This window comes from Bacillus sp. FMQ74, assembly GCF_001875785.1.
GTDB classification, from domain to species: Bacteria; Bacillota; Bacilli; order Bacillales; family Bacillaceae; genus Bacillus; species Bacillus stercoris.
This window is the reverse complement of record NZ_MOEO01000001.1, coordinates 1-21,984: the sequence shown is the minus strand read 5'-3', so window position 1 is coordinate 21,984 and position 21,984 is coordinate 1. Positions and strand designations below refer to the sequence as shown.

Sequence of the window (21,984 nt, the reverse complement as noted above, 5' to 3'; positions counted from 1 at the left end):
CAAAAGCACGTTTAATTGACAAACTATTTAGAAAATGGGACAAAATAACCCGCCCTATTCGGACGGGTCACGTTGCTTATCGGTTCAGCAGGCTGCCGACATATTTCAGCAGCTCATTGGCGCTCGTCGAGTTGTAGCCGTGCTCATCAATTAAACGGGCCACGACTTCATTTACCTTTTTCAGCTGCTGCTCATCCGGCGTTTTTGTTGAAGTCGTAATTTTAACGACATCCTTCAGATCAGCAAACAGCTTTTTCTGAATTGCTTCACGCAGCCTTTCATGGGAATTGTAATCAAACCGCTTGCCTTTTCTCGCATAGGCCGAGATGCGGATTAAAATTTCTTCGCGGAACGCTTTTTTGGCGTTTTCCGAAATGCCGATCTGCTCCTCGATGGATCTCATCAGCTTTTCGTCAGGGTTCATTTCTTCTCCTGTCAAAGGATCACGAAGCTTATTTTTATTGCAATAGGCCTCTACGTTATCGAGGTAATTGTCCATAAGTGTTTTTGCTGATTCTTCATACGAATACACAAACGCTTTTTGGACTTCCTTTTTCGCAATGTCGTCATATTCCTTTCGGGCGGCAGAAATAAAATTCAAATACCGCTCCCTGTCCTCGCTTGAAATTGATGGATGCTGATCAAGACCTTCTTTTAAGGAACGAAGGACATCGAGAGAATTAATCGACTCCATATTTTTTCTGATAATCGTTGAAGAAATCCGGTTGATCACGTACCGCGGATCAATGCCGCTCATTCCTTCATCATTATATTCTTTTTTCATATCCTCAACGTCGACGGAATTATATCCTTCCACACTTTCTCCATCATACAATCTCATTTTCTTGACCAAATCAATATCCGACCGCTTTGGCTCTTTTAACCGGGTAAGGATTGAGAACATCGCAGCGACCTTCAAAGTATGAGGGGCAATATGAACATCCGCCACATCGCTCTCTGCGATCATTTTTTCATAAATTCTCTCTTCCTCAGACACTTTTAAATTATAAGGAACCGGCATCACGATGATTCTCGAGTGCAGGGCTTCGTTCTTCTTATTAGAAATGAATGAGCGATACTCCGTCTCATTCGTGTGAGCCACGATCAGCTCATCAGCAGAAATTAACGCAAACCGCCCTGCTTTAAAATTCCCTTCCTGTGTCAATGAAAGCAAATGCCAGAGAAATTTCTCATCACATTTCAGCATCTCCTGAAACTCCATCATCCCGCGGTTCGCTTTGTTCAGCTCTCCGTCAAACCGGTAAGCGCGCGGATCTGATTCCGAACCATACTCGGCGATTGTCGAGAAATCAATACTCCCGGTCAAATCGGCAATATCCTGAGATTTTGGATCAGATGGACTGAAGGTTCCAATTCCCGTACGCTTATCTTCTGAAAAGAAGATGCGCTCCACCTTCACATCCTCAATTCTTCCTCCGTACTCTTCCTCCAGCCTCATGACATTTAAAGGAGAAAGACTTCCCTCTATTCTAATACCGTATTCTCTGTAAAAGTCATCGCGTAAATGGTGGGGGATTAAATGTAGAGGGTCCTCGTGCATCGGGCAGCCTTTAATCGCATATACAGCGCCATTATCTGTCAGCGTGTACGCTTCGAGACCTTTTTTAAGCATCGTGACCAACGTGGATTTACCGCCGCTCACAGGTCCCATCAGCAATAGAATCCGCTTTCTGACATCTAGACGTTTGGCAGCCGGATGAAAATACTCTTCCACAAGACGCTCCAGAGATTCTTCAAGCCCGAACAGCTCGCGGTCAAAAAAACTGTACTTCTTGCGTCCGTCAATCTCCTCTATCCCGCTGTCTTTTATCATATTAAAAACTCGAGAATGAGCAGATTGCGCGACCATCGGATTTTCTTTAATAATCTCCAAATAATCGGCGAAAGTTCCTTCCCATTTCAGCCGCTGCTCTTCCTCTCTGTACTGTTCAATTTTCTTTAATATATCCATAAGGACCTCCTCTATCATGTTTGATACACTATGCAAATAAGGTACTTTGTTACAATCTATGCCGCCATCTCGTGATACATGCTTTGGTTTCTTAAAAATAAAGATACTTATACATCGTTGACAAGGCAGACTGCGACCGTTCATAATAAGGAAAAATACAGAATCATCCAGACTCGGACAGCACGGAAAAATTGAAGAGGGGGAGAGACGGTGAAAACAATCATCATGATGGGTGTCATTGTCACTTTTTTAGTATCAATTTTTACTGCAGGATACGAAAGCAAGCCTGGAAAAGAATAAAAAAGGGTGCTCCTGAAAGAGCACCCTTTTTGTATAACAGAACAATGTTTCACAGTTTTATTTTTTCTTTAATCTGTGAATGCGGATCGCATTCATATGTGTTTTCGTACTCAATTGTTCCGATACTGCATCCCGGCCCGATGATCACTTCTTTTCCCCTGACAACTGCCGCATCGGTATTCTCCAAATAAACCTGATCTCCTTCTATGATGTCTGCGATCAGTTTCACTTTCTTCCGGTTAAAAAAGCTCGTGCGTTTTTTCACAGTAATTGTTGTTCCGCCGATTTCGCGCACATGGCTTATATCATGGCTCAATCCTATCTTGATGTCACCCGAATTTAATAACCCCGATACATCAACACAGCCTGTGACATGGAACATTTCTGTTTCACAATCACCTTTTACGCTAAGCTTCCCTTTCACATCGCACGATTCTCCAGTCATACTCTCGGAAATCTCTGTCAGGCCTTTCAAATTGAAGCGATCAAATTGAAGTGAGCCGCTGACTTTCATTGTGCCGTAAATATTGATTCTGCCGGCGGTCAGATTGCCTTTAAACTCACTTTCTCCGAACACACGCAGCCGCTCAGTCTCTGCCGTCCCGAGAAAGCAGCCTGTTCCGAATATGCGGCAGCCCGCAGCAGACAGCCCTTCACCGACCACACCTTCACCTTTGATGACGACATTGTGATACGCGCCTCCGGCGGCATGGCCAGCTCCATATAATTTTAAATTTCCCAGTTTTGTTGTCTCCATTACGATCCTCCTCACACCTTCGTGCATGTTTCTACCAATGCGCTTGGATCACAGGTATAGTCGCCGCTGTATTCAACAGTTTCAATTCGGCAATCCGGACCGATTTTCACTTTATTTCCGCGCACGGTTTTCGCCTTTGTATTTGTCAATTCAATCACGTCACCTTCGATCAGCTCTGCCGTTAAAACAGGCTGCGGCATCAACCTGAGTAATGTCAGCATTCCTTTTCTGCAGGTCACTTGAAGATGCCGGCAGCCGATCTCCCGCACATAGCTTTCCCCGGAACAAAGCTTAATGGTCACCTGGTCTGCATTTAAAAGACCGTTGATTTTGCATTTCCCTTCTGATTGAAAGGTTTCCGTTTCACAATCCGCTTCCATGACGGTTTTTCCGCTAATGTCAATCTCATCAGCCTTGACATTCCCGCCAAATGTTGATGATCCAGCGATTTTCAATTGTTTTGCTGATGCCTCTCCTTGAATAAAACCAGTGCCATTAATCCGAATAGATTCAGCTTCAACGTCTCCTTGTATCTTTCCTGAACCGCTGATGGTTACCGCTTTCGCTTTGACGCTGCCGTCAGCTTTTCCCGTTCCATTAAAAGAAAAAGTGTCACACTCCACGTCTCCAGCCACTGTTCCGCTTCCGTTAATCTCAACTGATTGAAACGTTCCTCCCTTTGAACTTCCTGAACCGTTTATCACCAGCTTTTCCACTACATCCATTGTTGGCCCTCCTGCATATATGTTGTTTTTAATTCCTCTGAAGCTTTTAATAAATCTACCCGTTCCACAACCTTGACGGACGATTCAAACAAAATGCTGTCCGCAGCAGCCGCTATAAAACAAGTTGTAACACCGAGCTTGCGCAGCACAATCAGTTCCGTCTGTTTTTCAATCTTTTCAGAATCATGCTTCTTTAATACCTCTGCAGCCATTTTTGCTTCTGCCAAGCTGACATTTCCAGACTGCAGCAGTCCTTCAAGCACATACAGCGACAGCAAGTCGCGGGATGAAAAAACCGGACTACTACCATCTTCTGAATAGATTTCAAGTGCAGGCTTTGAGATCAAACCTTTACGGAGCAATTCATCAGCGGTCATGCTGACATCCTTCATCTTTGGTGACAGCATTTCTCTCATTTCATCCAGAGACAAGTTTTCCTTCATTTTTTGAATCATTGAGATACGTTTTAAAATATCCTCCCTCGGAAAAAACGTCTCCTGCCCTGTGAAAGTGGATTTGCGAATAAACCATTCCTCGGGTATTAAATTTTTTCGCTTCCATCGATACAGCTGACCGTATGAAATCGATGTTCTTTCAAGTAATTCTTTTTTAGAGATTAATTGTTCTTCCATAAGTCCAGCTCCTTTGATGGGTACATTGTAACATAACACTGTTACGTTGTTAAGCCCAAAAATGAAACAGAGCATTTCAACAGATACAAAAAAACCCGCCCATCAGCGATGAGCGGGTTTTTTCACTATTTTAAATCACGGTAATTTTGCTGGCGCAACGCTTCATAAACGAGAATCGCGGCAGTGTTGGACAGGTTTAACGATCTGACGTGCTCTGTCATCGGAAGACGCAGGCAGCGGTCCATATTATTTTGAATTAAATCCTTTGGCAAACCGCTTGTTTCTCTTCCGAACACAAAGAAATAATCCTCGTCAAGATCAGTGTAATCAAATGATGTATGAGGCTGCTGGCCAAATTTCGTAATAAAGAAAAATTGGCCTTTTTCATATGCCTCAAACAATTCCTCTAACGAATCATGATACACAACATTAACAAACTCCCAATAATCGAGTCCAGCACGCTTCAGCATTTTATCATCCGTTGAAAAACCGAGCGGACGAATCAGGTGGAGCGTTGTATTGGTTGCTGCACAAGTACGCGCAATATTCCCTGTGTTAGCGGGAATTTCTGGTTGATATAAAACAACATGTAATGCCACAATGTTCACCTCTGTTTTTCTTATCCGCCCATCATTATAACATTAATTACTCTTTTGTCGTATCATCAACGATATGAAAAAAAGCATATCGTATCGACGGCGTGTATGCCGTTGAATCCTCATATGACCAATACCTCATCCGGCTGTCATAGGTCTGGGCGTTAACAAGCGGCATGTTGCCTTTGTCCTTTGCGACGACAATCGTTGTATGATTAAAACGGCCGTCCCCTTCGAAGTCATAGCAAATCACATCGCCCGGCACCAGCTCTTCCGCTGATTTCACCCGTACCGCACGCAGTCCGGCCTTTGAATGAGACAAAAACATTTTCATCGAATGAGCTACCGTCCAGCTGTAGCTCCATGAGCTTTGTTTCATCCACCAGCCTGATCCTCTGTTCGGATGGCCGCGCATTGGCGCGCCTCCCGCATGAAGACACTGAGAAATAAAATTGGTACAGTTATCGCTGAAATTTTTATAAGCAGGATTGCGCTTGTTCCAAAATTTCTCGGCGTATTGCACAGCGCCGAGACGATCGTATTGAAAAGCCCTGCCAAACGCTTCTCTTTCCTCTTCAGAATAGTCTATAATACTGGTCCCTTCATGAAATCCAGCCGGCTTTTTCACAATTTCCTGATCACTAATCAAAATGTGATCATAAAGGAAAGCCATTCGCTCCTCTATATGCTCCTCCATATACAAGCTGTCGTCCTGCTCCTTACACACGTATTCGTAATGGATGGTATACGTAAGGCAGGTCGTTCCGTCATCCTCAACCCGCACATGATTAATCACGGCCTTTGCTTTCGCTTTTATAATGTCAACTTTACGCTTTTCCAGAAGCTTCTTCTTACGCTCCATGACTGTCAGGTCTCCGACTTGAGACTCCTGTCTCATAGCATGCCCGTTAACCAGAAAGCCCAGCCGCTCCTCCGCCAATTGTTCTAAAATGTGCTTCAAGCTCACCCCACCCGCCATACTATTTTATAGAGAAAAAACACTTGGATGATCTCAAGTGTTTTTTCCTTCTGCTCTATACGTATGTCAGGACAGGCCTTGTTTAGTCATGCCTGAAGCTTTTAGCAACTCAATTCCTTTTTCAATTTCCAGCTTTGCCTCTTCATCCTTCTCTTTTTCAAGCGCTTTTTCAAGCTCTTTCACGTATGCAGTATCTCCGATTTTACCGATCGCCCATGCGGCTGTCCCTCTGATGACAGGACGCGGGTCCTTGTGCATCAGATCCGTCAACTCGGGCAGTGCGGAAGTGTCCTTAAAATGCGCAAGGGCAAGAATGGCGTTTCGCTGAATCGGTTTTTTCCCGCGCCAAGAACCTGAGACATGTCCGAATTTCTCCTTGAATTCCCGGTTGCTGATGGTCAAGAGCGGCTTCAATAACGGTTTGGCAATCTCAGGATCAGGTTCCATTTCCGGATGGAGATGAAAGTCCTTCCCTTTATTGAGAGGACATACCGTTTGGCACGTATCGCACCCATACAGGCGGTTTCCGATCTTTGTCCGGAATTCATCAGGCAAAAACCCTTTTGTCTGGGTCAGAAAAGAGATGCAGCGCTGCGCATTAAGCTGTCCCGGATTAACCAGTGCCCCCGTCGGACAGGCGTCCAAACATTTCGTGCAGGACCCGCACATATCTTCAATCGGCACATCAGGCTCAAAAGGGATATTTGTGATCATTTCCGCCAAATACACATAAGAGCCATACTCTGGCGTTGTGATCATACAGTTTTTCGCACTGAATCCGATGCCAGCACGTTCCGCAACGGCGCGATCAGACAATTCACCTGTATCAACCATTGACTTCGTTCTGATATCCTCATGCTTGCTTTTTAGAAATTCCTCCAGCAGATCGAGCTTTTCCCTCAGCACATCATGATAGTCTTTGCCCCAGGAGGCTCTGCAAAAAATGCCCCTGCGCTCAGTTCTCGTGCTTCTTGGCGCATCCTTCATTCTGGAAGGATATGCGAGAGCAATCGCCACAATTGATTTCGCTTTCGGCAACAGAAGCTTCGGCGTCACCCTTTTCTCAATATCCGGCTCTTCAAAGCCGGAGAGATAGCCGAGTGATTCTTGAAGAATCAAACGGTCTTTTAAACTGTCAAAAGTATCAGCGGTCGTAAAACCAATTTTGTCCACGCCAATGCTTTTTGCGTATTCAATTAATTCTTCTTTGAGCTGATAAACGTTCATGTTTTGCACAGCCTCCTTTCTTTGTGATAAAACGATACAGCGTTTATAATAGGTTGATATCACGTAACTGGAGTGAATGCTAGTGAATATCAAACTTGATTCTGTTATTACTGAACGTGCGGCTGGCTTACATGCAGCAGCTGTCTTTTATGAGAATATCGAAGTCGGCTCCTCACCGCAAATGCTAAAAGGCAGACTCCGTCTATTCCAGGAGTCCCTGTTTTTCGACTATGCAGACGGCGGTATACCCGATGAACCCTTCGTCAAGGAATGGCAGGAACTCTTTAAACAGCTTAACCCTTCTTTTGAGAAAGAAACAACCCCAATGGAGGACATGCTGATCCCGATATCCAAAGAACAATTCATGGAAAGTAAGGACTCAGCCCATGACACAATCGATTTTTTCGCATTAAAATATTCTCTGCCTATTATGATGTATGATGCCGGAAAGCTTCATGAGCCTGTCCGGATCTCATTGGGAGAAAAAGAAAACATACTGCTTTTCTCTGATGAAAACGGCATTTTTGGCGATTTTAAAAACAGCTTCAATCAACATCCCGTTTCAAACGAGACCAAGAATATGCTGCAAATCATTTTTTTCCCGCCATCCATTGAGAAAAGCAGCGCTGTTAAACTCTTATCATCATTAACGAAAATGTTTGAACAAATTCACGGCGGCACCCATACAGTACATTGGCTTACGTAAAAGAACACGAATAACGTGTTCTTTTTTACATAAAAAAACGCAATACTTCGTTTATCTGAGAAACGAAACACTGCGTTAATAACGTATGTATGGAGCGGGTGATGAGAATCGAACTCACGACATCAGCTTGGAAGGCTGAGGTTTTACCACTAAACTACACCCGCATTTGTGAATGTCAGTAACAGTACCGCTCTGACTTTTCTTATATTACATGTTTATTTATTTTTCGTCAAGGGAATATAAAAATTTTGTCGAAAAAAAGTTATCGTTTTGTAAAGTTGTTAAGTTTCATTTGCATAATGTTAAGTATACTATACAATATAATGAAACAAGAAAGTGAAGGGGACAGACGTCATGATGAAAAATAAAGTAAAAGAGCTGAGGGCACGCTTCGGCTATTCTCAGGAAAAACTCGGAGAAACGGTCGGCGTCACAAGACAAACTGTGGCAGCGATTGAAAAAGGCGATTATGTTCCCTCACTGCTGTTAGCATTGAAAATCTGCAAAGCCTTCTCCATGAAAATGGAGGATGTCTTTTGGTTAGAGGAGGAAAACTAAGATGAGCATGAAAACAAAAGCAGCTTTTCAACTGGTGTTATTTGGTCTTGCATGCTGGACGCTGATTTCATACTTTGAAGCCTCGGAAGGCATAGCATCTTTTTTCCGCACAAAGAGCGGTAGGACGGTGTTTGAATTAAACCTCACCCCCTTTGTTCTGTTTGTTGCGGCGACTGCGGTTTATTTGTACTTACAGAAAAAAAGCCGCCCTGCCAGAAAGCAGCTTCTTCTGCCGGATGAATTTGAAGAGCAGGATGAAAGAGAGCAGATGATGACGGCAAAAGCATGCCGCGCTTCATATATCGCTGTCTACTTCTCGCTGCCTGCCGCTGCAGTTCTTCTCATTTTTTATCCGCTTTTTCAATCGCGTATTCCGTTTTTTCCTATTATTATTGTGTTTGTCATCATGATCATCCAGCACCTTTCCTACGTCATCTCTTTCAAGAAGAACGAAAAAAACTCCGGCGCACTGTAATCGGCCGGAGTTTTTTCTTACCAGCTTGCTTTTTTCACACCGGGAATCTGGCCTTTATGGGCCAGCTCCCTAAAAGCGATTCTGGACATTTTAAACTTCCTCATATATCCTCTCGGGCGCCCCGTTACCATGCAGCGATTGTGGAGCCTTCCCGGCGCTGAATCTCTTGGCAGCTTGCTGATTGCCTCGTAATCTCCTTTTTCCTTCAACTCACGTCTGATATCAGCGTATTGTTGAACAAGCTGTTGACGTTTTAACTCTTTTGACACTTTTGATTTTTTAGCCAAGTCACATAGCCTCCCTCTTAAATCGAAATTATTACGTTTTAAAATGTATCATGCACCATTCAAAAAAGCAAGCATACCGCTTTGTAAAACAGACGGCCTGAAGCCGCCCGTTTCTAATAATGCAATTTCACATAATACAGTAACGCATCTTGATGCTTAATGAGCTCTTTTTTATGTTCAGAGGTATGCATTGTCTCGTCAGCCCCTCTAATACTGCTGCCGATCAAAACAGGCTTTTCGAAAGAAATCGGTTCCGGCGATGAAATATTCTGAGTCATTTCCTGTGTTGTGCTATCGTCACGTTTCACCGATGAATCAGCCGCTATATTTCCTTGTTTATCCACAATGCCAAAATGAATGGTGGTATGTTTATTCTTACCTTCTTCCTCTTCATTCTCAAAATAAACAAATTGTATAGTATCGGGTTTCTTCTCTGAATAATCTGCACGAACCGGTCCAAGCCTCTCAACAAACTTTCCCTTTTGATAATGTTCGATGTACATGTCAGCTGAGGAAATACCTTCACCGATATTAACGGCTTCAGCAGTGAATGCCTGTGAAGCTGCAACATCCATTCTGTTTTTTTCAAGATCTGATATGTCCGCCGCTTGGATTTCCATCTGTTTTGAATGTCCGCATGCTGTCAGCATAGCTATCAGGCAAATGACTGCTGCGCTTCTCAATGTTTTCAGAAAAAAAGCCCCCTTTTTCTGAATATCATACCATGTTCGGGGGCTGTATTTTAATTAAACTCATGCATTTTTCTCTTTGACAAAATAAGTGTTTCCTACCGCTTCTCCCCTTTTGTTCTGAAGCTTTCTCGTCCGATCGTTTTCAAACGGCAAAAGCGGAAATACAAGCTCTGCAAAATAATACGCTTCTTCTAAATGCGGATAGCCGGAGAATATAAATGATTCTATGCCGAGTGCCTGGTACTCCGCTATCCGGTCAGCAATAGTCTGCGGATCACCGACAAGGGCTGTTCCTGCCCCTCCTCTGACCAGACCGATCCCCGCCCACAGATTCGGGCTGATTTCAAGCTTCGTCCGATCGCCTTGATGAAGGACGGCCATCCGCTGCTGGCCTGAAGAGTCGTAACGGCTCAAAGCTGCCTGCGCTTTGGCAATGGTGTCATCATCCAAGTGGCTGATCAAGCGCTCTGCCGCTTCCCATGCCTCTTGTTCAGTTTCACGGGCAATGACATGCAGCCTAATGCCAAACCGGACGGATCTCCCTTCTTTTGCCGCTTGCTTTTTGACTCTCTCTATCTTTTCTTTTACTTGTTCAGGCGGCTCACCCCATGTCAAGTACACGTCTGTATGCTTTGCGGCAGCTTCAATCCCAGCCTGTGACGAACCACCGAAATAGATGGGCGGATGCGGCTCTTGCAACGGCGGGAAAAGCAGATTGCTGTTTTCCACTTTTATATGCTTTCCTTCATAGGAAACCGTTTCTCCCTGCAAAAGTCTTCGCCAAACGGTTAAAAATTCGTCTGTCGCTTCATAGCGTTCATCATGGCTGATAAACAGGCTATCGCCTGCCAGCTCATACGGATCGCCCCCTGCCACAACGTTGATCAGCAGCCGGCCGTCTGAAATGCGGTCTAGGGTTGATGTCATTCTGGCTGCTAAAGAAGGCTGCATTAAACCAGGTCTTACCGCGACTAAAAACTTTAAGTCCTTTGTTTCTCCTGCCAGTGCCGACGCTGTAAGCCACGGGTCCTCGCACGATCTTCCCGTCGGCAGAAGAACCCCTGTATATCCCAGCCTGTCTGCCGCCTGCGCGACTTGTTTAAAGTAAAGATGATCCGCAGTCCGTCCGTCACTTTCAGATCCTAAATATCTCGCGTCTCCATGAGTCGGTATAAACCAAAGAATTTCCATATTCATCTCCCCTTTATATCTTTTATCCTTCGTAGCTGTTTCTCCACTTTAACAGCTTTCGTTCAAGCAGCCTGACGAAGGAATCCGTCAGCTTTCCAACCACTGCAAAAATGATAATCCCCGCAAAGACTTTATTCGTTTGTGAAAACTGTCTCGCATCCATGATCATATAGCCGACTCCCGAGCTTGAGCCCATCAGCTCTGCCACAACGAGCCCGAGCCATGCAATGCCGAGCGATAAGCGAATGCCGAGCAATATATTGGGCAGGGCTGCCGGCAATATGACTTTGGATATCTGCTGATGCCATTTAAATTCAAGGACCCGAGCGACTTCAAACAGCTTCGCGTCAACTCCGCGGATACCGTTAAACGTATTGATATAGACGGGAAAGAAGGCACCGAGCGCAATCAGCAAAATTTTAGATACTTCGTCAAATCCGAACCATAAAATAAACAGCGGCGTGACGGCCAAATGAGGTACGGTTCTAAGCATTTGCAGCGACGGATCAAGATACAGCTCCGTCCGTTTGGAGAATCCGGCCAAAATCCCGATCATCAATCCAAGTCCCGCGCCAAGCAAAAAACCAAGCGCCGCCCGATAAATGCTGATTTGCAGATGGCCGAACAGCTCACCGGACAAAATAAGCTCCTTAAAGGTCAGGACAATCGTAACAGGTGTAGGCAGCACTATAGCGGACACAACCCCCAGCGCGCCGATAATCTGCCAAATGGCAATGATGACAGCGGGCAGTAAAAGCCCCTTCGTCCAGCCATACTTCTTCCTTCCGGGCTTTTTTCGCACTGCTTCCGCATTCGTTTTGGGCAGCGAGCCCGCAGCCTCTGCTTTCATCACTGATCACCTCCTGAGGAATGTTCCTTTAATGCTTTTTTGATAAAAGTGTTATCCACAACATCCTTCACATCAATCTTCTTATCTATCGCCTTCGTTCGAAATTGAAAATCTGCTGTTTCTTGCTGTGCTTCCACAATGTCGTCACTAATGACCTCATTCAGAGGCTCAGTATTTTTCAGCACATTTTCGACGACCTTTTTATCGAGACCTTTAATGTCTGCATACAGGTCTGCTGCTTCATCCAGATGTTTCTTTTGCCATACAACGGCTTTATTAAACACCTTCAGAAAACGGACCACTTCGTCTGGATGCTCTTCTGAAAACTTGGTTCTTACTAAAGTAAAGCCCGGTGAATATAAATCTGTGCTTTCTCCGTTCACAAGGATTTTTGCTCCGTGTTTCATAGTTTCTAAGGACAAGTACGGCTCCCAAATGGACCAGGCATCAACAGATCCGTTTTCAAACGCCGAAGCCGCTTCATCAGGCTGAAGCTGAATAATTGTCACATCATTAGCTGACAACCCGACTTGATCAAGCGCTTTATACAAAAAATCAAACCCGCTGCTGCCTTTGGCGACTGCAATTTTCTTCCCCTTTAAGTCCTTGACTTCCTGAATGCCGCTATTTTGATTCACAAGAATGCCGTTTGCTTTCAAACCGTCCTGAGACAAACCAATTTCTTTAAAGTCAATGCCTGCCGCCTGTCCAGCGATCACAGGGGAATTGCCGACCTGAGAAAAATCAAGTTTGTCTGCCGCTAGGCCTTCAAATTGGGGCGGACCGCTTTGAAACTCCACCCATTTCACTTTGATGCCTTCTTTTTCAAATGCATCTTCGAACCAGCCTTTCTCCTTCGCAATCAAAAGCGGGCTTAAGCTTTGCTGGATACCAATACGAATTTCCTTCAATTGTTTGTGATCGCCATTGGCTCCGTTTGCTCCGCAGCCTGTGAGCAGAAAAATAACAGCAGCCAATACAATGAGTCCTTTTTTCATTTCCGCTTCCGCCCTTTCTATATCCCTGATCCTTCAGCGTACTCCAAATCTTCTGTTTTCTCGAATTCCGACAGCACTTTCTGTCTGATCGCTTGGAAATCCGGAGTCGTCCGGTTCCGCGGATACGCCAAGTGAATGGGCATCAGCTTATGGATTTTCCCCGGTTTGGCCTTAAGGATCGCAAGCTCATTTCCTAAATAAACAGATTCATCTATATCGTGAGTCACGAGAATCATCGTTGTTTTTTTCCTCCTCCATATATCCAGCAGCACGTCCTGCAGGTGTTTTCTTGTAAAAGCGTCGAGTGCACCAAACGGTTCATCTAAAAGCAGCACCTCAGGCTCCCGCAGAAGGGCCCGGGCGATGGCAACTCTTTGTGACATGCCGCCTGACAGCTCGCGCGGATATGCTTTCTCCGATCCTTTCAATCTGACAATCTCGATCAGTTCATCCACCTTCTGTTTGACTTTTGGGTCCTTCAAATTCAAATCGGCGGCAATATTCTGCTCAACCGTCAGCCAAGGAAAGAGGCGGTGCTCCTGAAAAATAAATCCCTGCTGAATACCCGGAGCAGTTACGCTGCGGCCGTTAATTTCAACACTCCCGTCATATTCAGAATCAAGTCCTGCAATAATCTTTAACAGGGTGCTTTTTCCGCACCCGCTCGGTCCGATAAGCGTTAGAAATTCGCCTGGTGCGATTGATAATTCTATGTTCTCTAAGACCGTGTTTTTGCGGCCCTCTTGAACAAATGCCTTTTCTTTGATGCTGATGGTCACAGCCACTTTTATCCCCTCTTTCTGCCAACCCCGCCTTCAAAAAACAAAAAGGCCCCCATCTCTGTTCTTGTAGAGATGAGAGCCTTCGGCGGTCCGATCAGCTGCCCAATTGTTTTTTGTTTGAATAACATGTTAATTCAAATTATTCCGATATGTCAACTCTTTTTTAAATGTGATTTTTAACATCTTTGTTATCACTTACTCTGCTTGTTTCGCAAGTAGAGAAGAAACAATGATTTCTTTGAAAATTATTAAATACTATCAACAACTGATATAACAAGGTTTTTCAACACTTTCAATACTAGATATCGCTTAATAGAGATAACTATTTTATAATAATTATAAAATAATATTGACTTTTTACTTAGAGATGATATTATGTTCTTATAAATTCCAAGAGGTGATAACATGAGTTCAAATAAACTGACAACTAGCTGGGGCGCTCCGGTTGGAGATAATCAAAACTCAATGACTGCCGGTTCTCGCGGACCAACTTTAATTCAAGATGTACATTTACTCGAAAAATTGGCCCATTTCAACCGAGAACGTGTTCCTGAACGTGTCGTTCACGCCAAAGGAGCAGGCGCACACGGATATTTTGAAGTGACAAACGACGTAACAAAATATACGAAAGCCGCTTTCCTTTCTGAAGTCGGCAAACGCACACCGTTGTTCATCCGTTTCTCAACAGTTGCCGGTGAACTTGGCTCGGCTGACACAGTTCGCGATCCACGCGGATTTGCTGTTAAATTTTATACTGAAGAAGGAAACTACGACATCGTCGGCAACAATACGCCGGTATTCTTTATCCGCGATGCGATTAAGTTCCCTGATTTCATCCATACACAAAAAAGAGATCCAAAAACACATCTGAAAAACCCTACGGCTGTATGGGATTTCTGGTCACTTTCACCAGAGTCACTGCACCAAGTGACAATCCTGATGTCTGACCGCGGAATTCCTGCGACACTTCGCCACATGCACGGCTTCGGAAGCCATACATTCAAATGGACAAATGCCGAAGGCGAAGGCGTATGGATTAAATATCACTTTAAAACAGAACAAGGCGTGAAAAACCTTGATGTCAATACGGCAGCAAAAATTGCCGGCGAAAACCCTGATTACCATACAGAAGACCTTTTCAACGCAATCGAAAACGGTGATTATCCTGCATGGAAACTATATGTGCAAATCATGCCTTTAGAAGATGCAAATACGTACCGTTTCGATCCGTTCGATGTCACAAAAGTTTGGTCTCAAAAAGACTACCCGTTAATCGAGGTCGGACGCATGGTTCTTGACAGAAATCCGGAAAACTACTTTGCAGAAGTAGAACAAGCGACATTTTCACCTGGAACACTCGTGCCTGGTATTGATGTTTCACCGGATAAAATGCTTCAAGGCCGACTGTTTGCTTATCATGATGCACACCGCTACCGTGTCGGCGCAAACCACCAAGCGCTGCCAATCAACCGTGCACGCAACAAAGTAAACAATTATCAACGTGATGGACAAATGCGTTTTGACGATAACGGCGGCGGGTCTGTGTACTACGAGCCTAACAGCTTCGGCGGCCCGAAAGAGTCACCTGAGGATAAGCAAGCAGCATATCCGGTACAAGGTATCGCTGACAGCGTAAGCTACGATCACAACGATCACTACACACAAGCCGGTGACCTGTATCGTTTAATGAGCGAAGATGAGCGTACCCGCCTTGTTGAAAATATCGTTAACGCTATGAAGCCGGTAGAAAAAGAAGAAATCAAGCTTCGTCAAATCGAGCACTTCTATAAAGCGGACCCTGAGTACGGAAAACGCGTCGCAGAAGGCCTTGGATTGCCGATTAAAAAAGATGCTTAATCGAAATGCAAAAACCCGCTGTAATCAGCGGGTTTTTTTATATTTAGTTACACATTGCGTATGCTTCTCATCAATCTTCATATAAATTTCTTCCATGAGCTCCGCGCTGTTTATAATCTCTCGTTTGTTTTTTTCAATCAGTAGCTCAAGCGGCAAAATCTGATTCCCGTAGGTTTTTCGCTTCCTGAATCGTTTTCTCCCCTTTTCTTTTTTGACTCCCATCAATAATCCCTCCTTTTTCATACAAAAAAGGCCCTTATCTAAACGATAAGAGCCTTCGGTGTTCCGATCAGCGCGTTAAGTTTGAAAAATTTGTACTGACCATATTAATTCATACAATACCGACCTGTCAACTATATTTTGAAGGTATTGACACTTGATTAGATTATATCCACGCTTTTTCCTTATACACTCTTTTACCCTGACGCATAAGCTAGAGAAACTAGAATACGAGAGAAATGATGTGGGAGTGTGGAAAAGACCGGACGTATCGTGACACGGGATGATCCGGACTATAACGAAGCAAGAACCAATATTAACCTGAGCTTAGAAAGGTATCCTTACATCATTGTGTTTTGCCAAAATAAACAAGATGCACTCAATGCGCTGAAATGGGCGCGTGAAAACCGTGCGCCTTTCCGTATTCGAGGCGGCAGTCACAGCTATGAAAACTTTTCCCTCTTAAATAATGGTCTTGTCATTGATTTAAGCGAAATGAAAAAATAACTAATCAGGGTAGAAAGCTTGTCTATATTGAAGCGGGCGCTGATCTGGTTACAGTCAGCTCTTCAAAACATCCTGACTTATTTTGGGCGTCCCAGGGAGGCGGAGGCGGCAGTTTCGGCATTGTCACCTCCATGACATTTAAAGCAGTGCCCATCACTCAAGTATCGATTTTTTCAATTACATGGGGCTGGGATGATTTTAAAGAAGTATTTAACACGTGGCAGCACTGAGCCCCCTATACAGATGACCGGCTTACCTCATCAATAGAGTTTTAGCCTAAAGAAGTAAACCTGATAGAGGCCCTCGGCCATTTTGTCGGTCCAAAAACAGAGTTAAAAAAACTGTTAAAGCCTTTATTGAAAGCAGGAAGCCCGACAAGCGGAATGGTAAAAACAATGCCCTTCATTGAAGCGGTAACCTTTTTTAACAGCCCGGGAGGCAATCAGCTTTGAACAGAGCATCCAGCCGCTTCGACGCTCTCTGTTTTTCTAAAAAAAGATGAAGATGGAGCATTCTCCATCTTCATCTTTTTTATTGATATAAATTGCTTCCCGTCTCAACAAACTCTTTTGCTTTTTCTTTTAATCCTTTATTTATGGCTTCTGCTTCACTAAGATCGTTTGTCTTCGCATAATCCCGAATATCCTGAGAAATTCTCATGCTGCAAAACTTCGGACCGCACATGGAACAAAAGTGAGCGGTTTTTGCTCCTTCAGCCGGCAGGGTTTCATCATGGTATTCAAGCGCTCTCTCCGGATCAAGAGATAGATTAAACTGATCCCGCCAGCGGAATTCAAAACGGGCTTTCGATAACGCATCATCCCGGATTTGCGCTCCGGGATGCCCTTTTGCAAGGTCCGCAGCGTGCGCAGCGATCTTATATGTAATGACTCCTTCACGAACATCGTCACGGTTTGGCAGCCCTAAATGCTCCTTCGGCGTTACATAACATAGCATTGCTGTCCCATACCAACCGATCATCGCCGCTCCGATCGCTGAAGTAATATGGTCATATCCCGGGGCAATATCCGTTGTCAACGGCCCTAACGTGTAAAAAGGTGCTTCTTTACAAATGTCCATTTGTTTATCGACGTTCTCTTTGATTTTATGCATCGGAACATGTCCAGGACCCTCAATCATCACCTGAACATCATGCTTCCACGCGATTTGCGTCAGCTCTCCAAGCGTCTCTAATTCAGCAAACTGTGCTTCGTCATTGGCATCGGCGATTGATCCGGGACGCAGGCCATCCCCAAGAGAAAACGCAATATCATACGCTTTCATGATTTCACAGATCTCTTGAAAATGAGTGTATAAAAAGCTTTCTTGATGGTGAGCCAGACACCACTGTGCCATAATTGCTCCCCCGCGTGACACGATACCGGTTGTCCGTTTGGCAGTCAGCGGCACATACCTAAGCAAAACACCCGCGTGAATCGTAAAATAATCCACTCCCTGCTCTGCCTGCTCGATCAGCGTATCACGATAAATCTCCCACGTTAAATCCTCCGCTACGCCGTTTACTTTTTCAAGCGCCTGATAAATCGGAACAGTTCCCACAGGCACAGGACAATTGCGAATAATCCATTCACGCGTCGTATGAATATCTTTTCCTGTAGAGAGATCCATCATTGTATCTGCGCCCCAGCGGATGGCCCACGTCATTTTTTCCACTTCTTCTTCAATGGATGACGTAACAGCTGAATTCCCGATATTCGCATTAATCTTCACATGAAAATTCCGGCCGATAATCATTGGCTCGCTTTCAGGGTGATTAATGTTTGAAGGAATGATTGCCCGGCCGCTTGCTACCTCGTCTCTTACAAATTCGGGAGACACATGCTCCCGAATAGCGATAAACTCCATCTCAGGTGTAATGATTCCCTTTTTGGCATAGTGCATTTGAGTGACATTATGACCAGCCTTCGCCCTAAGCGGTTTCCGCTTTAGCCCTGGGTAGCTTACGTTTGGATTTGCTTTTTTATAACCGTTATCTTCCGGTTTTATAGCACGACCTTCATATTCTTCCACATCACCGCGCTCTGTAATCCACTTTTGGCGGAGCGGCTTTAATCCTTCTTGAATATTAATAGTAACTTCGGGGTCCGTATAAGGTCCGCTTGTATCATAGACACGCACAGGTGCGTTTTCCTCCTCGCCGAACGATCCCGTCGTCGGACTCAATGTAATCTCCCTCATCGGCACTTGGATGTCTGAAGAAGAACCCTCCACGTATACCTTTTTGCTACCCGAAAAACTTGACATAATAGAAATGTTGGCTTGCTGCACTGAATTGTTTTGCATTACTTATCCTTCCCCTCTCTACATTTGAAAGGACAAAATCAAGCCCATAACCAGCACAAAAAACCGGATTCATATATATGAACCCGGTTACAGTCAGAAAGAAACATATTATTGCCCAGCACGACAATAATAAAAACAATTCCTCTACTTCCCCACGCTGGTACGAACCAGATCAGGTCCAAAGGGTTAAGAAGCTTACCTTCTCTCTCAGCCCGAAAGCGGGCACCCCCAGTAACTATTGATTTCGGACTCATCTTAACATAAAACCAATCGAAAAAAAAGAGGAATATAGAAAATATTCAGCTAATTCATCCCAAATATTTGACAGGCAACGGGATTTCAGATATCCCATGTTCCCCCTTCATCACCCGATATGCCTTTGCATACGATCTTGAACTCACAGTCTGAAACAGCTGATCATTTATGAAATGGAGAGCCGCTCCATCGTCCGCCGCATAGCCATTGCACAAGAATTCGTTAGCTATCAGCTGGTGGTATGCCGGTCTCCGATCCTTTTCCCCGTCATAATGGGGACAAAAGCTCCCTTGCAAAAAACCTAAACTTTTCAAACTTGTCAGCGGTCCGGCTGAATCTGTCACCCCTTCTTCAAACCAGCAGATCGCACCGGCACTTAATCCAGCTAAAACCACACCGTTCTTCCATGCTTCCCTGAGAATATGATCCAGCCCCCACTCTTTCCATAACACAAGTAAATTCCGCGTATTTCCCCCGCCAACATAAATCACGTCCATTTCCAGCTAAATCTGTTGATGGCGGCTTAAACAAAGATAAATGAGACGGCACGCAATCCAGTGTTTGAAATGCATGATAAAACCGCTGAATATAGTTTTGGGAATCTCCGCTCGCCGTCGGCAAAAAACAAATACGAGGCTGCTCTCGTTCTGATTGATTGAGGATATATTGATCGAGGGACAAATTATCCGGCTCCATCGAAAAACCCCCGCCCCCCATCGCAATAATCTGCTTCATCATCACACCCCCCAACAAAATTTGTTGCTTATTATAGCATTTTGTATAGAAGCAAGAAACAAAGCCAAATACTTTCTTATCAGGAGCTGCTAAAAAAACAAAGGAGGTGGTTTCCCATTGAACAAAGTCTTTGTCCCAAAGATATTCTTGATTTGTTAACAACAATAAAAACCAACATTAATAAATACACTGTCGCAATAACAGAAGCCGAAAATCCCCACATCAGAAGAGCATTGCATGATCAATTAGATACAGCTGTCCATCTCCATGATGAACTGTCAGATCTTCTATTGGAAAAAGGGTGGCTTGGATAAGCAATTTCAAATCGATTCACTTTTATCTTGCAGCAAAGACTACAAAAAGAGACGGGATCTCAAAGATGAGATGCCGTCTCTTTTTTATTGCTCCACTCTTCTTAAAGCCTCGTTTACCGTTTCTTTTATAAACGCGTCTTCACCGCTTAATCGGTCTAAACTGAGATCGCCGTTTCTCAGCCTTTCGGAAATATTGTTTATATCCTCCTCTACTGTGATTTGCAGCTCACCAGCCAAAAACATTCTGTGTAATTCATCTGCAACCAAATTTTCTTTATTCACTTCCACCTACTCCTTTGTTTTCAATATTATTCTTAGTCTGCCCCTAGGCTTAGATGAATAATAGGAAAAAAGTATGAATCGAATGAATCTTTTTTTCTCCTTCTTGCGTATATCTGTTGAGAAAAAGAAAAAGGGGAAGATCAAACATGTCATTTTTTAAGAAACTTGCGGCAAGTGCCGGAATCGGAGCTGCAAAAGTCGATACAATTTTAGAGAAAGATGCATATTTTCCAGGAGAAAAAGTACGGGGAACTGTACACGTCAAAGGCGGAAAAATCGCTCAGGACATCCGCTATATTGACTTACAGCTTAACACCAGGTACGTCATCGTAAAAGACGACGAAGAGCACCGGAAATACGCTACAATTCATTCTTTCCGGGTCACTGGTTCATTTGCCATTCAGCCTGGAGAAGAGCATCAATTTCCGTTCACATTCACTCTGCCTCTAGATACGCCGATCACTGTAGGGAAAGTAGAGGTTGCCGTGGTGACAGACCTTGACATTCAAGGCGGTATCGATAAATCCGATCATGACCGCATTTGCGTTGAAGCGCACCCTTGGATTGAAAATGTCCTGGAAGCTATCGAAAACCTGGGCTTCCGTCTTAACGAAGCAGACTGCGAACAAGCGCCCTACTTCCAGCGCCGTCTTCCATTCGTTCAAGAATTCGAGTTCGTTCCGACTTCCGGATATTATCGTCAGATGCTTGATGAATTAGAGCTCATTTTCCTTTTAGACGAAGACGGTTTGGAAATCATTTTCGAAGTCGACCGCAGGGCAAGAGGACTGCGAGGATGGCTGGAAGAGATGTATAATGACGGAGAACAGCTTGTACGCGTCCGTTTCAGCCAATCAGAGCTTGAAGATGCAGAAGAGCTAGGAGAGGTACTAGAAGAGATCCTAGACCAATACGCTGAGTAAGTAAAAAAGGAGCTGAGGCTCCTTTTCTTCGATAAAATAAAAACCCGTTTCTAAATAAGAAACGGGTTCTTCAGTATACCGGTGGTCGGGGTCGAACCGACACTCCAGAAGGAACACGATTTTGAGTCGAGCACCCACCACCTTATAAGGACAAAGTGTTGATAAATCGCAGCTCTAACCTAATTTTCTTCGATTTTCTGCAAGTAATTCACGCTTGATTATGTTTATTACATCAAATTTTATTAAAAGGAGATGTAATAATTTGGGGAAAACACGCTTTAGACGTACTAATGAATGGAGGACTATTAAAGATTTATTCAATGAATTTCAGTTGGAGAATAAGACTAAAAACCTTTCGCCCAAAACAATAAAATCTTATGACAACAATCTTATCCATTTTTTCAAATTTATTGAGCTTGAGGGTCTTACCTCCCCCTCGGACATACACAAAACGGTTTTGGAAAATTTCAAACGTTGGTTATTTGAATTAAACATCAAAGACACTACAATAAATACTTATCTCCGCCATACTCGTGCTTTCCTTTATTGGTGCATGGATGAAGGTTATTTCAATGATTTTAAAATTCAGTTGATAAAAATTGATGAGCCACGAAAAGAACCATATACGGAAGATGAAATAAAAAGGCTTTTAGCACCACCTGATTTCAAAAAATGTGGTTTTGTAGAATGGAGAAACTGGTTGCTCGTATCTTATTTATTAGATACTGGAAATAGATTATCAACTGTAATAAACATCAAAATAAAAGACGTTGATTTAGAAAATGGAATTGTTACTTTATACACCAATAAAAATCGAAAGATCAATTATTCACCTATATCTAATACAATGATTAAAAACAT

The 21,984-nt window shown here is 43.9% G+C and carries 23 protein-coding genes, 1 tRNA gene, 2 pseudogenes and 1 riboswitch; of the genes and pseudogenes, 8 read left to right on the top strand and 18 right to left on the bottom strand.

The window, feature by feature from the left end; all coding sequences use genetic code 11:
- Positions 1-76: 76 nt before the first annotated feature.
- From prkA to queG, 7 genes are all read right to left on the bottom strand, one after another.
- Positions 77-1,972, bottom strand: a complete 1,896-nt coding sequence (gene prkA, locus BLL41_RS00130) for a serine/threonine protein kinase PrkA (protein WP_003239626.1) — start codon at positions 1,970-1,972, stop codon at positions 77-79.
- A gap of 349 nt (positions 1,973-2,321) precedes the next feature.
- The gene (locus BLL41_RS00125) at positions 2,322-3,029 is read right to left on the bottom strand and encodes a hypothetical protein (RefSeq protein ID WP_071576342.1); all 708 of its coding nucleotides are present in this window, start codon (positions 3,027-3,029) and stop codon (positions 2,322-2,324) included.
- Between the two features lie 11 nt (positions 3,030-3,040).
- The gene (locus BLL41_RS00120) at positions 3,041-3,754 is read right to left on the bottom strand and encodes a bactofilin family protein (RefSeq protein WP_071576341.1); all 714 of its coding nucleotides are present in this window, start codon (positions 3,752-3,754) and stop codon (positions 3,041-3,043) included.
- Positions 3,745-4,386, bottom strand: coding sequence for a YhbD family protein (locus BLL41_RS00115; protein WP_071576340.1), 642 nt, complete (start codon positions 4,384-4,386; stop codon positions 3,745-3,747). The genes BLL41_RS00120 and BLL41_RS00115 overlap by 10 nt, the downstream gene beginning before the upstream one ends.
- 125 nt (positions 4,387-4,511) lie before the next feature.
- Positions 4,512-4,994, bottom strand: coding sequence for a tRNA (uridine(34)/cytosine(34)/5-carboxymethylaminomethyluridine(34)-2'-O)-methyltransferase TrmL (gene trmL, locus BLL41_RS00110; RefSeq protein WP_003233442.1), 483 nt, complete (start codon positions 4,992-4,994; stop codon positions 4,512-4,514).
- A gap of 37 nt (positions 4,995-5,031) precedes the next feature.
- Complete coding sequence (locus BLL41_RS00105; RefSeq protein ID WP_083427881.1) at positions 5,032-5,961, bottom strand: amidase domain-containing protein; 930 nt, start codon at positions 5,959-5,961, stop codon at positions 5,032-5,034.
- Positions 5,962-6,027: 66 nt separating this feature from the next.
- Positions 6,028-7,188, bottom strand: a complete 1,161-nt coding sequence (gene queG / locus BLL41_RS00100; protein WP_071576338.1) for a tRNA epoxyqueuosine(34) reductase QueG — start codon at positions 7,186-7,188, stop codon at positions 6,028-6,030.
- 82 nt (positions 7,189-7,270) lie between these two features.
- Between queG and BLL41_RS00095 the strand changes: the two genes are divergently transcribed.
- Positions 7,271-7,894 (top strand): B3/B4 domain-containing protein, encoded by a 624-nt coding sequence (locus BLL41_RS00095; RefSeq protein ID WP_071576337.1) that lies wholly within the window; start codon positions 7,271-7,273, stop codon positions 7,892-7,894.
- A gap of 90 nt (positions 7,895-7,984) precedes the next feature.
- Here the strand turns inward: BLL41_RS00095 and BLL41_RS00090 are convergent.
- A tRNA-Gly gene (locus BLL41_RS00090) sits at positions 7,985-8,058 on the bottom strand.
- A gap of 193 nt (positions 8,059-8,251) precedes the next feature.
- On the opposite strand from BLL41_RS00090, the gene BLL41_RS00085 reads away from it, so the two are divergent.
- Both BLL41_RS00085 and BLL41_RS00080 read left to right on the top strand, forming a co-directional pair.
- A complete protein-coding gene (locus BLL41_RS00085) occupies positions 8,252-8,452 on the top strand; it encodes a helix-turn-helix transcriptional regulator (RefSeq protein WP_009966860.1) in 201 nt (66 codons plus the stop codon).
- Between the two features lies 1 nt (position 8,453).
- Positions 8,454-8,927 (top strand): hypothetical protein, encoded by a 474-nt coding sequence (locus BLL41_RS00080; protein ID WP_071576336.1) that lies wholly within the window; start codon positions 8,454-8,456, stop codon positions 8,925-8,927.
- A gap of 17 nt (positions 8,928-8,944) precedes the next feature.
- On the opposite strand, the gene rpsN is transcribed toward BLL41_RS00080, so the two are convergent.
- The 6 genes from rpsN to BLL41_RS00050 all read right to left on the bottom strand — a co-directional run bounded on the left by rpsN (position 8,945) and on the right by BLL41_RS00050 (position 13,730).
- Positions 8,945-9,214, bottom strand: coding sequence for a 30S ribosomal protein S14 (rpsN, locus tag BLL41_RS00075; protein ID WP_071576335.1), 270 nt, complete (start codon positions 9,212-9,214; stop codon positions 8,945-8,947).
- Between the two features lie 113 nt (positions 9,215-9,327).
- The gene (locus BLL41_RS00070) at positions 9,328-9,864 is read right to left on the bottom strand and encodes a hypothetical protein (protein WP_071576910.1); all 537 of its coding nucleotides are present in this window, start codon (positions 9,862-9,864) and stop codon (positions 9,328-9,330) included.
- 102 nt (positions 9,865-9,966) lie between these two features.
- A complete protein-coding gene (ssuD, locus tag BLL41_RS00065; protein WP_071576334.1) occupies positions 9,967-11,097 on the bottom strand; it encodes an FMNH2-dependent alkanesulfonate monooxygenase in 1,131 nt (376 codons plus the stop codon).
- A gap of 22 nt (positions 11,098-11,119) precedes the next feature.
- Positions 11,120-11,950, bottom strand: coding sequence for an ABC transporter permease (locus tag BLL41_RS00060; protein WP_083427880.1), 831 nt, complete (start codon positions 11,948-11,950; stop codon positions 11,120-11,122).
- Positions 11,947-12,945, bottom strand: a complete 999-nt coding sequence (locus BLL41_RS00055; protein WP_071576332.1) for an aliphatic sulfonate ABC transporter substrate-binding protein — start codon at positions 12,943-12,945, stop codon at positions 11,947-11,949. The genes BLL41_RS00060 and BLL41_RS00055 overlap by 4 nt, the downstream gene beginning before the upstream one ends.
- A gap of 17 nt (positions 12,946-12,962) precedes the next feature.
- Entirely contained in the window at positions 12,963-13,730 is a 768-nt protein-coding gene (locus BLL41_RS00050) for an ABC transporter ATP-binding protein (protein ID WP_041351616.1), read from the bottom strand.
- Positions 13,731-14,132: 402 nt separating this feature from the next.
- On the opposite strand from BLL41_RS00050, the gene katA reads away from it, so the two are divergent.
- Positions 14,133-15,584: a catalase KatA gene (gene katA / locus BLL41_RS00045; RefSeq protein WP_014476225.1), complete on the top strand. Its 1,452-nt coding sequence runs from the start codon at positions 14,133-14,135 to the stop codon at positions 15,582-15,584.
- 24 nt (positions 15,585-15,608) lie between these two features.
- Here the strand turns inward: katA and senS are convergent, their stop codons facing one another.
- Positions 15,609-15,806 (bottom strand): transcriptional regulator SenS, encoded by a 198-nt coding sequence (senS, locus tag BLL41_RS00040; protein WP_003245192.1) that lies wholly within the window; start codon positions 15,804-15,806, stop codon positions 15,609-15,611.
- A gap of 249 nt (positions 15,807-16,055) precedes the next feature.
- Here senS and BLL41_RS00035 point away from each other — a divergent pair.
- Positions 16,056-16,756: pseudogene (locus BLL41_RS00035) on the top strand (FAD-binding protein); the annotation flags it as partial.
- A gap of 85 nt (positions 16,757-16,841) precedes the next feature.
- On the opposite strand, the gene thiC reads toward BLL41_RS00035, so the two are convergent.
- Positions 16,842-18,614, bottom strand: a complete 1,773-nt coding sequence (gene thiC, locus BLL41_RS00030) for a phosphomethylpyrimidine synthase ThiC (protein WP_071576331.1) — start codon at positions 18,612-18,614, stop codon at positions 16,842-16,844.
- Positions 18,615-18,746: 132 nt separating this feature from the next.
- A riboswitch (TPP riboswitch) is annotated at positions 18,747-18,854 on the bottom strand.
- Positions 18,855-18,922: 68 nt separating this feature from the next.
- A pseudogene (locus BLL41_RS00025) lies at positions 18,923-19,604 on the bottom strand (Type 1 glutamine amidotransferase-like domain-containing protein).
- 41 nt (positions 19,605-19,645) lie between these two features.
- On the opposite strand from BLL41_RS00025, the gene BLL41_RS22290 reads away from it, so the two are divergent.
- Positions 19,646-19,918 carry a spore coat protein gene (locus BLL41_RS22290; protein WP_083427879.1) on the top strand — a complete coding sequence of 91 codons (273 nt, stop codon included), beginning with the start codon at positions 19,646-19,648 and terminating at the stop codon, positions 19,916-19,918.
- 84 nt (positions 19,919-20,002) lie between these two features.
- On the opposite strand, the gene BLL41_RS00015 is transcribed toward BLL41_RS22290, so the two are convergent.
- Positions 20,003-20,206, bottom strand: a complete 204-nt coding sequence (locus BLL41_RS00015; protein WP_071576329.1) for a hypothetical protein — start codon at positions 20,204-20,206, stop codon at positions 20,003-20,005.
- Between the two features lie 140 nt (positions 20,207-20,346).
- On the opposite strand from BLL41_RS00015, the gene spo0M reads away from it, so the two are divergent.
- Positions 20,347-21,123 (top strand): sporulation control protein Spo0M, encoded by a 777-nt coding sequence (gene spo0M, locus BLL41_RS00010; protein ID WP_071576328.1) that lies wholly within the window; start codon positions 20,347-20,349, stop codon positions 21,121-21,123.
- Positions 21,124-21,385: 262 nt separating this feature from the next.
- Positions 21,386-21,984: tyrosine-type recombinase/integrase (locus BLL41_RS00005; RefSeq protein ID WP_177230631.1), on the top strand; the 599-nt coding region annotated here is incomplete at its 3' end.

Excerpts from the sequence above, each read along its gene's own strand:
- prkA (WP_003239626.1), bottom strand. The coding sequence starts at position 1,972 with ATGGATATATTAAAGAAAATTGAACAGTACAGAGAGGAAGAGCAGCGG.
- BLL41_RS00055 (WP_071576332.1), bottom strand. The coding sequence starts at position 12,945 with ATGAAAAAAGGACTCATTGTATTGGCTGCTGTTATTTTTCTGCTCACA.
- katA (WP_014476225.1), top strand. The coding sequence starts at position 14,133 with ATGAGTTCAAATAAACTGACAACTAGCTGGGGCGCTCCGGTTGGAGAT.
- BLL41_RS00115 (WP_071576340.1), bottom strand. The coding sequence starts at position 4,386 with ATGGAAGAACAATTAATCTCTAAAAAAGAATTACTTGAAAGAACATCG.
- queG (WP_071576338.1), bottom strand. The coding sequence starts at position 7,188 with ATGAACGTTTATCAGCTCAAAGAAGAATTAATTGAATACGCAAAAAGC.
- BLL41_RS00070 (WP_071576910.1), bottom strand. The coding sequence starts at position 9,864 with ATGCTGACAGCATGCGGACATTCAAAACAGATGGAAATCCAAGCGGCG.
- BLL41_RS00080 (WP_071576336.1), top strand. The coding sequence starts at position 8,454 with ATGAGCATGAAAACAAAAGCAGCTTTTCAACTGGTGTTATTTGGTCTT.
- BLL41_RS00120 (WP_071576341.1), bottom strand. The coding sequence starts at position 3,754 with ATGGATGTAGTGGAAAAGCTGGTGATAAACGGTTCAGGAAGTTCAAAG.
- BLL41_RS00105 (WP_083427881.1), bottom strand. The coding sequence starts at position 5,961 with ATGGCGGGTGGGGTGAGCTTGAAGCACATTTTAGAACAATTGGCGGAG.
- thiC (WP_071576331.1), bottom strand. The coding sequence starts at position 18,614 with ATGCAAAACAATTCAGTGCAGCAAGCCAACATTTCTATTATGTCAAGT.
- BLL41_RS00085 (WP_009966860.1), top strand. The coding sequence starts at position 8,252 with ATGAAAAATAAAGTAAAAGAGCTGAGGGCACGCTTCGGCTATTCTCAG.
- spo0M (WP_071576328.1), top strand. The coding sequence starts at position 20,347 with ATGTCATTTTTTAAGAAACTTGCGGCAAGTGCCGGAATCGGAGCTGCA.
- senS (WP_003245192.1), bottom strand. The coding sequence starts at position 15,806 with ATGGGAGTCAAAAAAGAAAAGGGGAGAAAACGATTCAGGAAGCGAAAA.
- ssuD (WP_071576334.1), bottom strand. The coding sequence starts at position 11,097 with ATGGAAATTCTTTGGTTTATACCGACTCATGGAGACGCGAGATATTTA.
- BLL41_RS00125 (WP_071576342.1), bottom strand. The coding sequence starts at position 3,029 with ATGGAGACAACAAAACTGGGAAATTTAAAATTATATGGAGCTGGCCAT.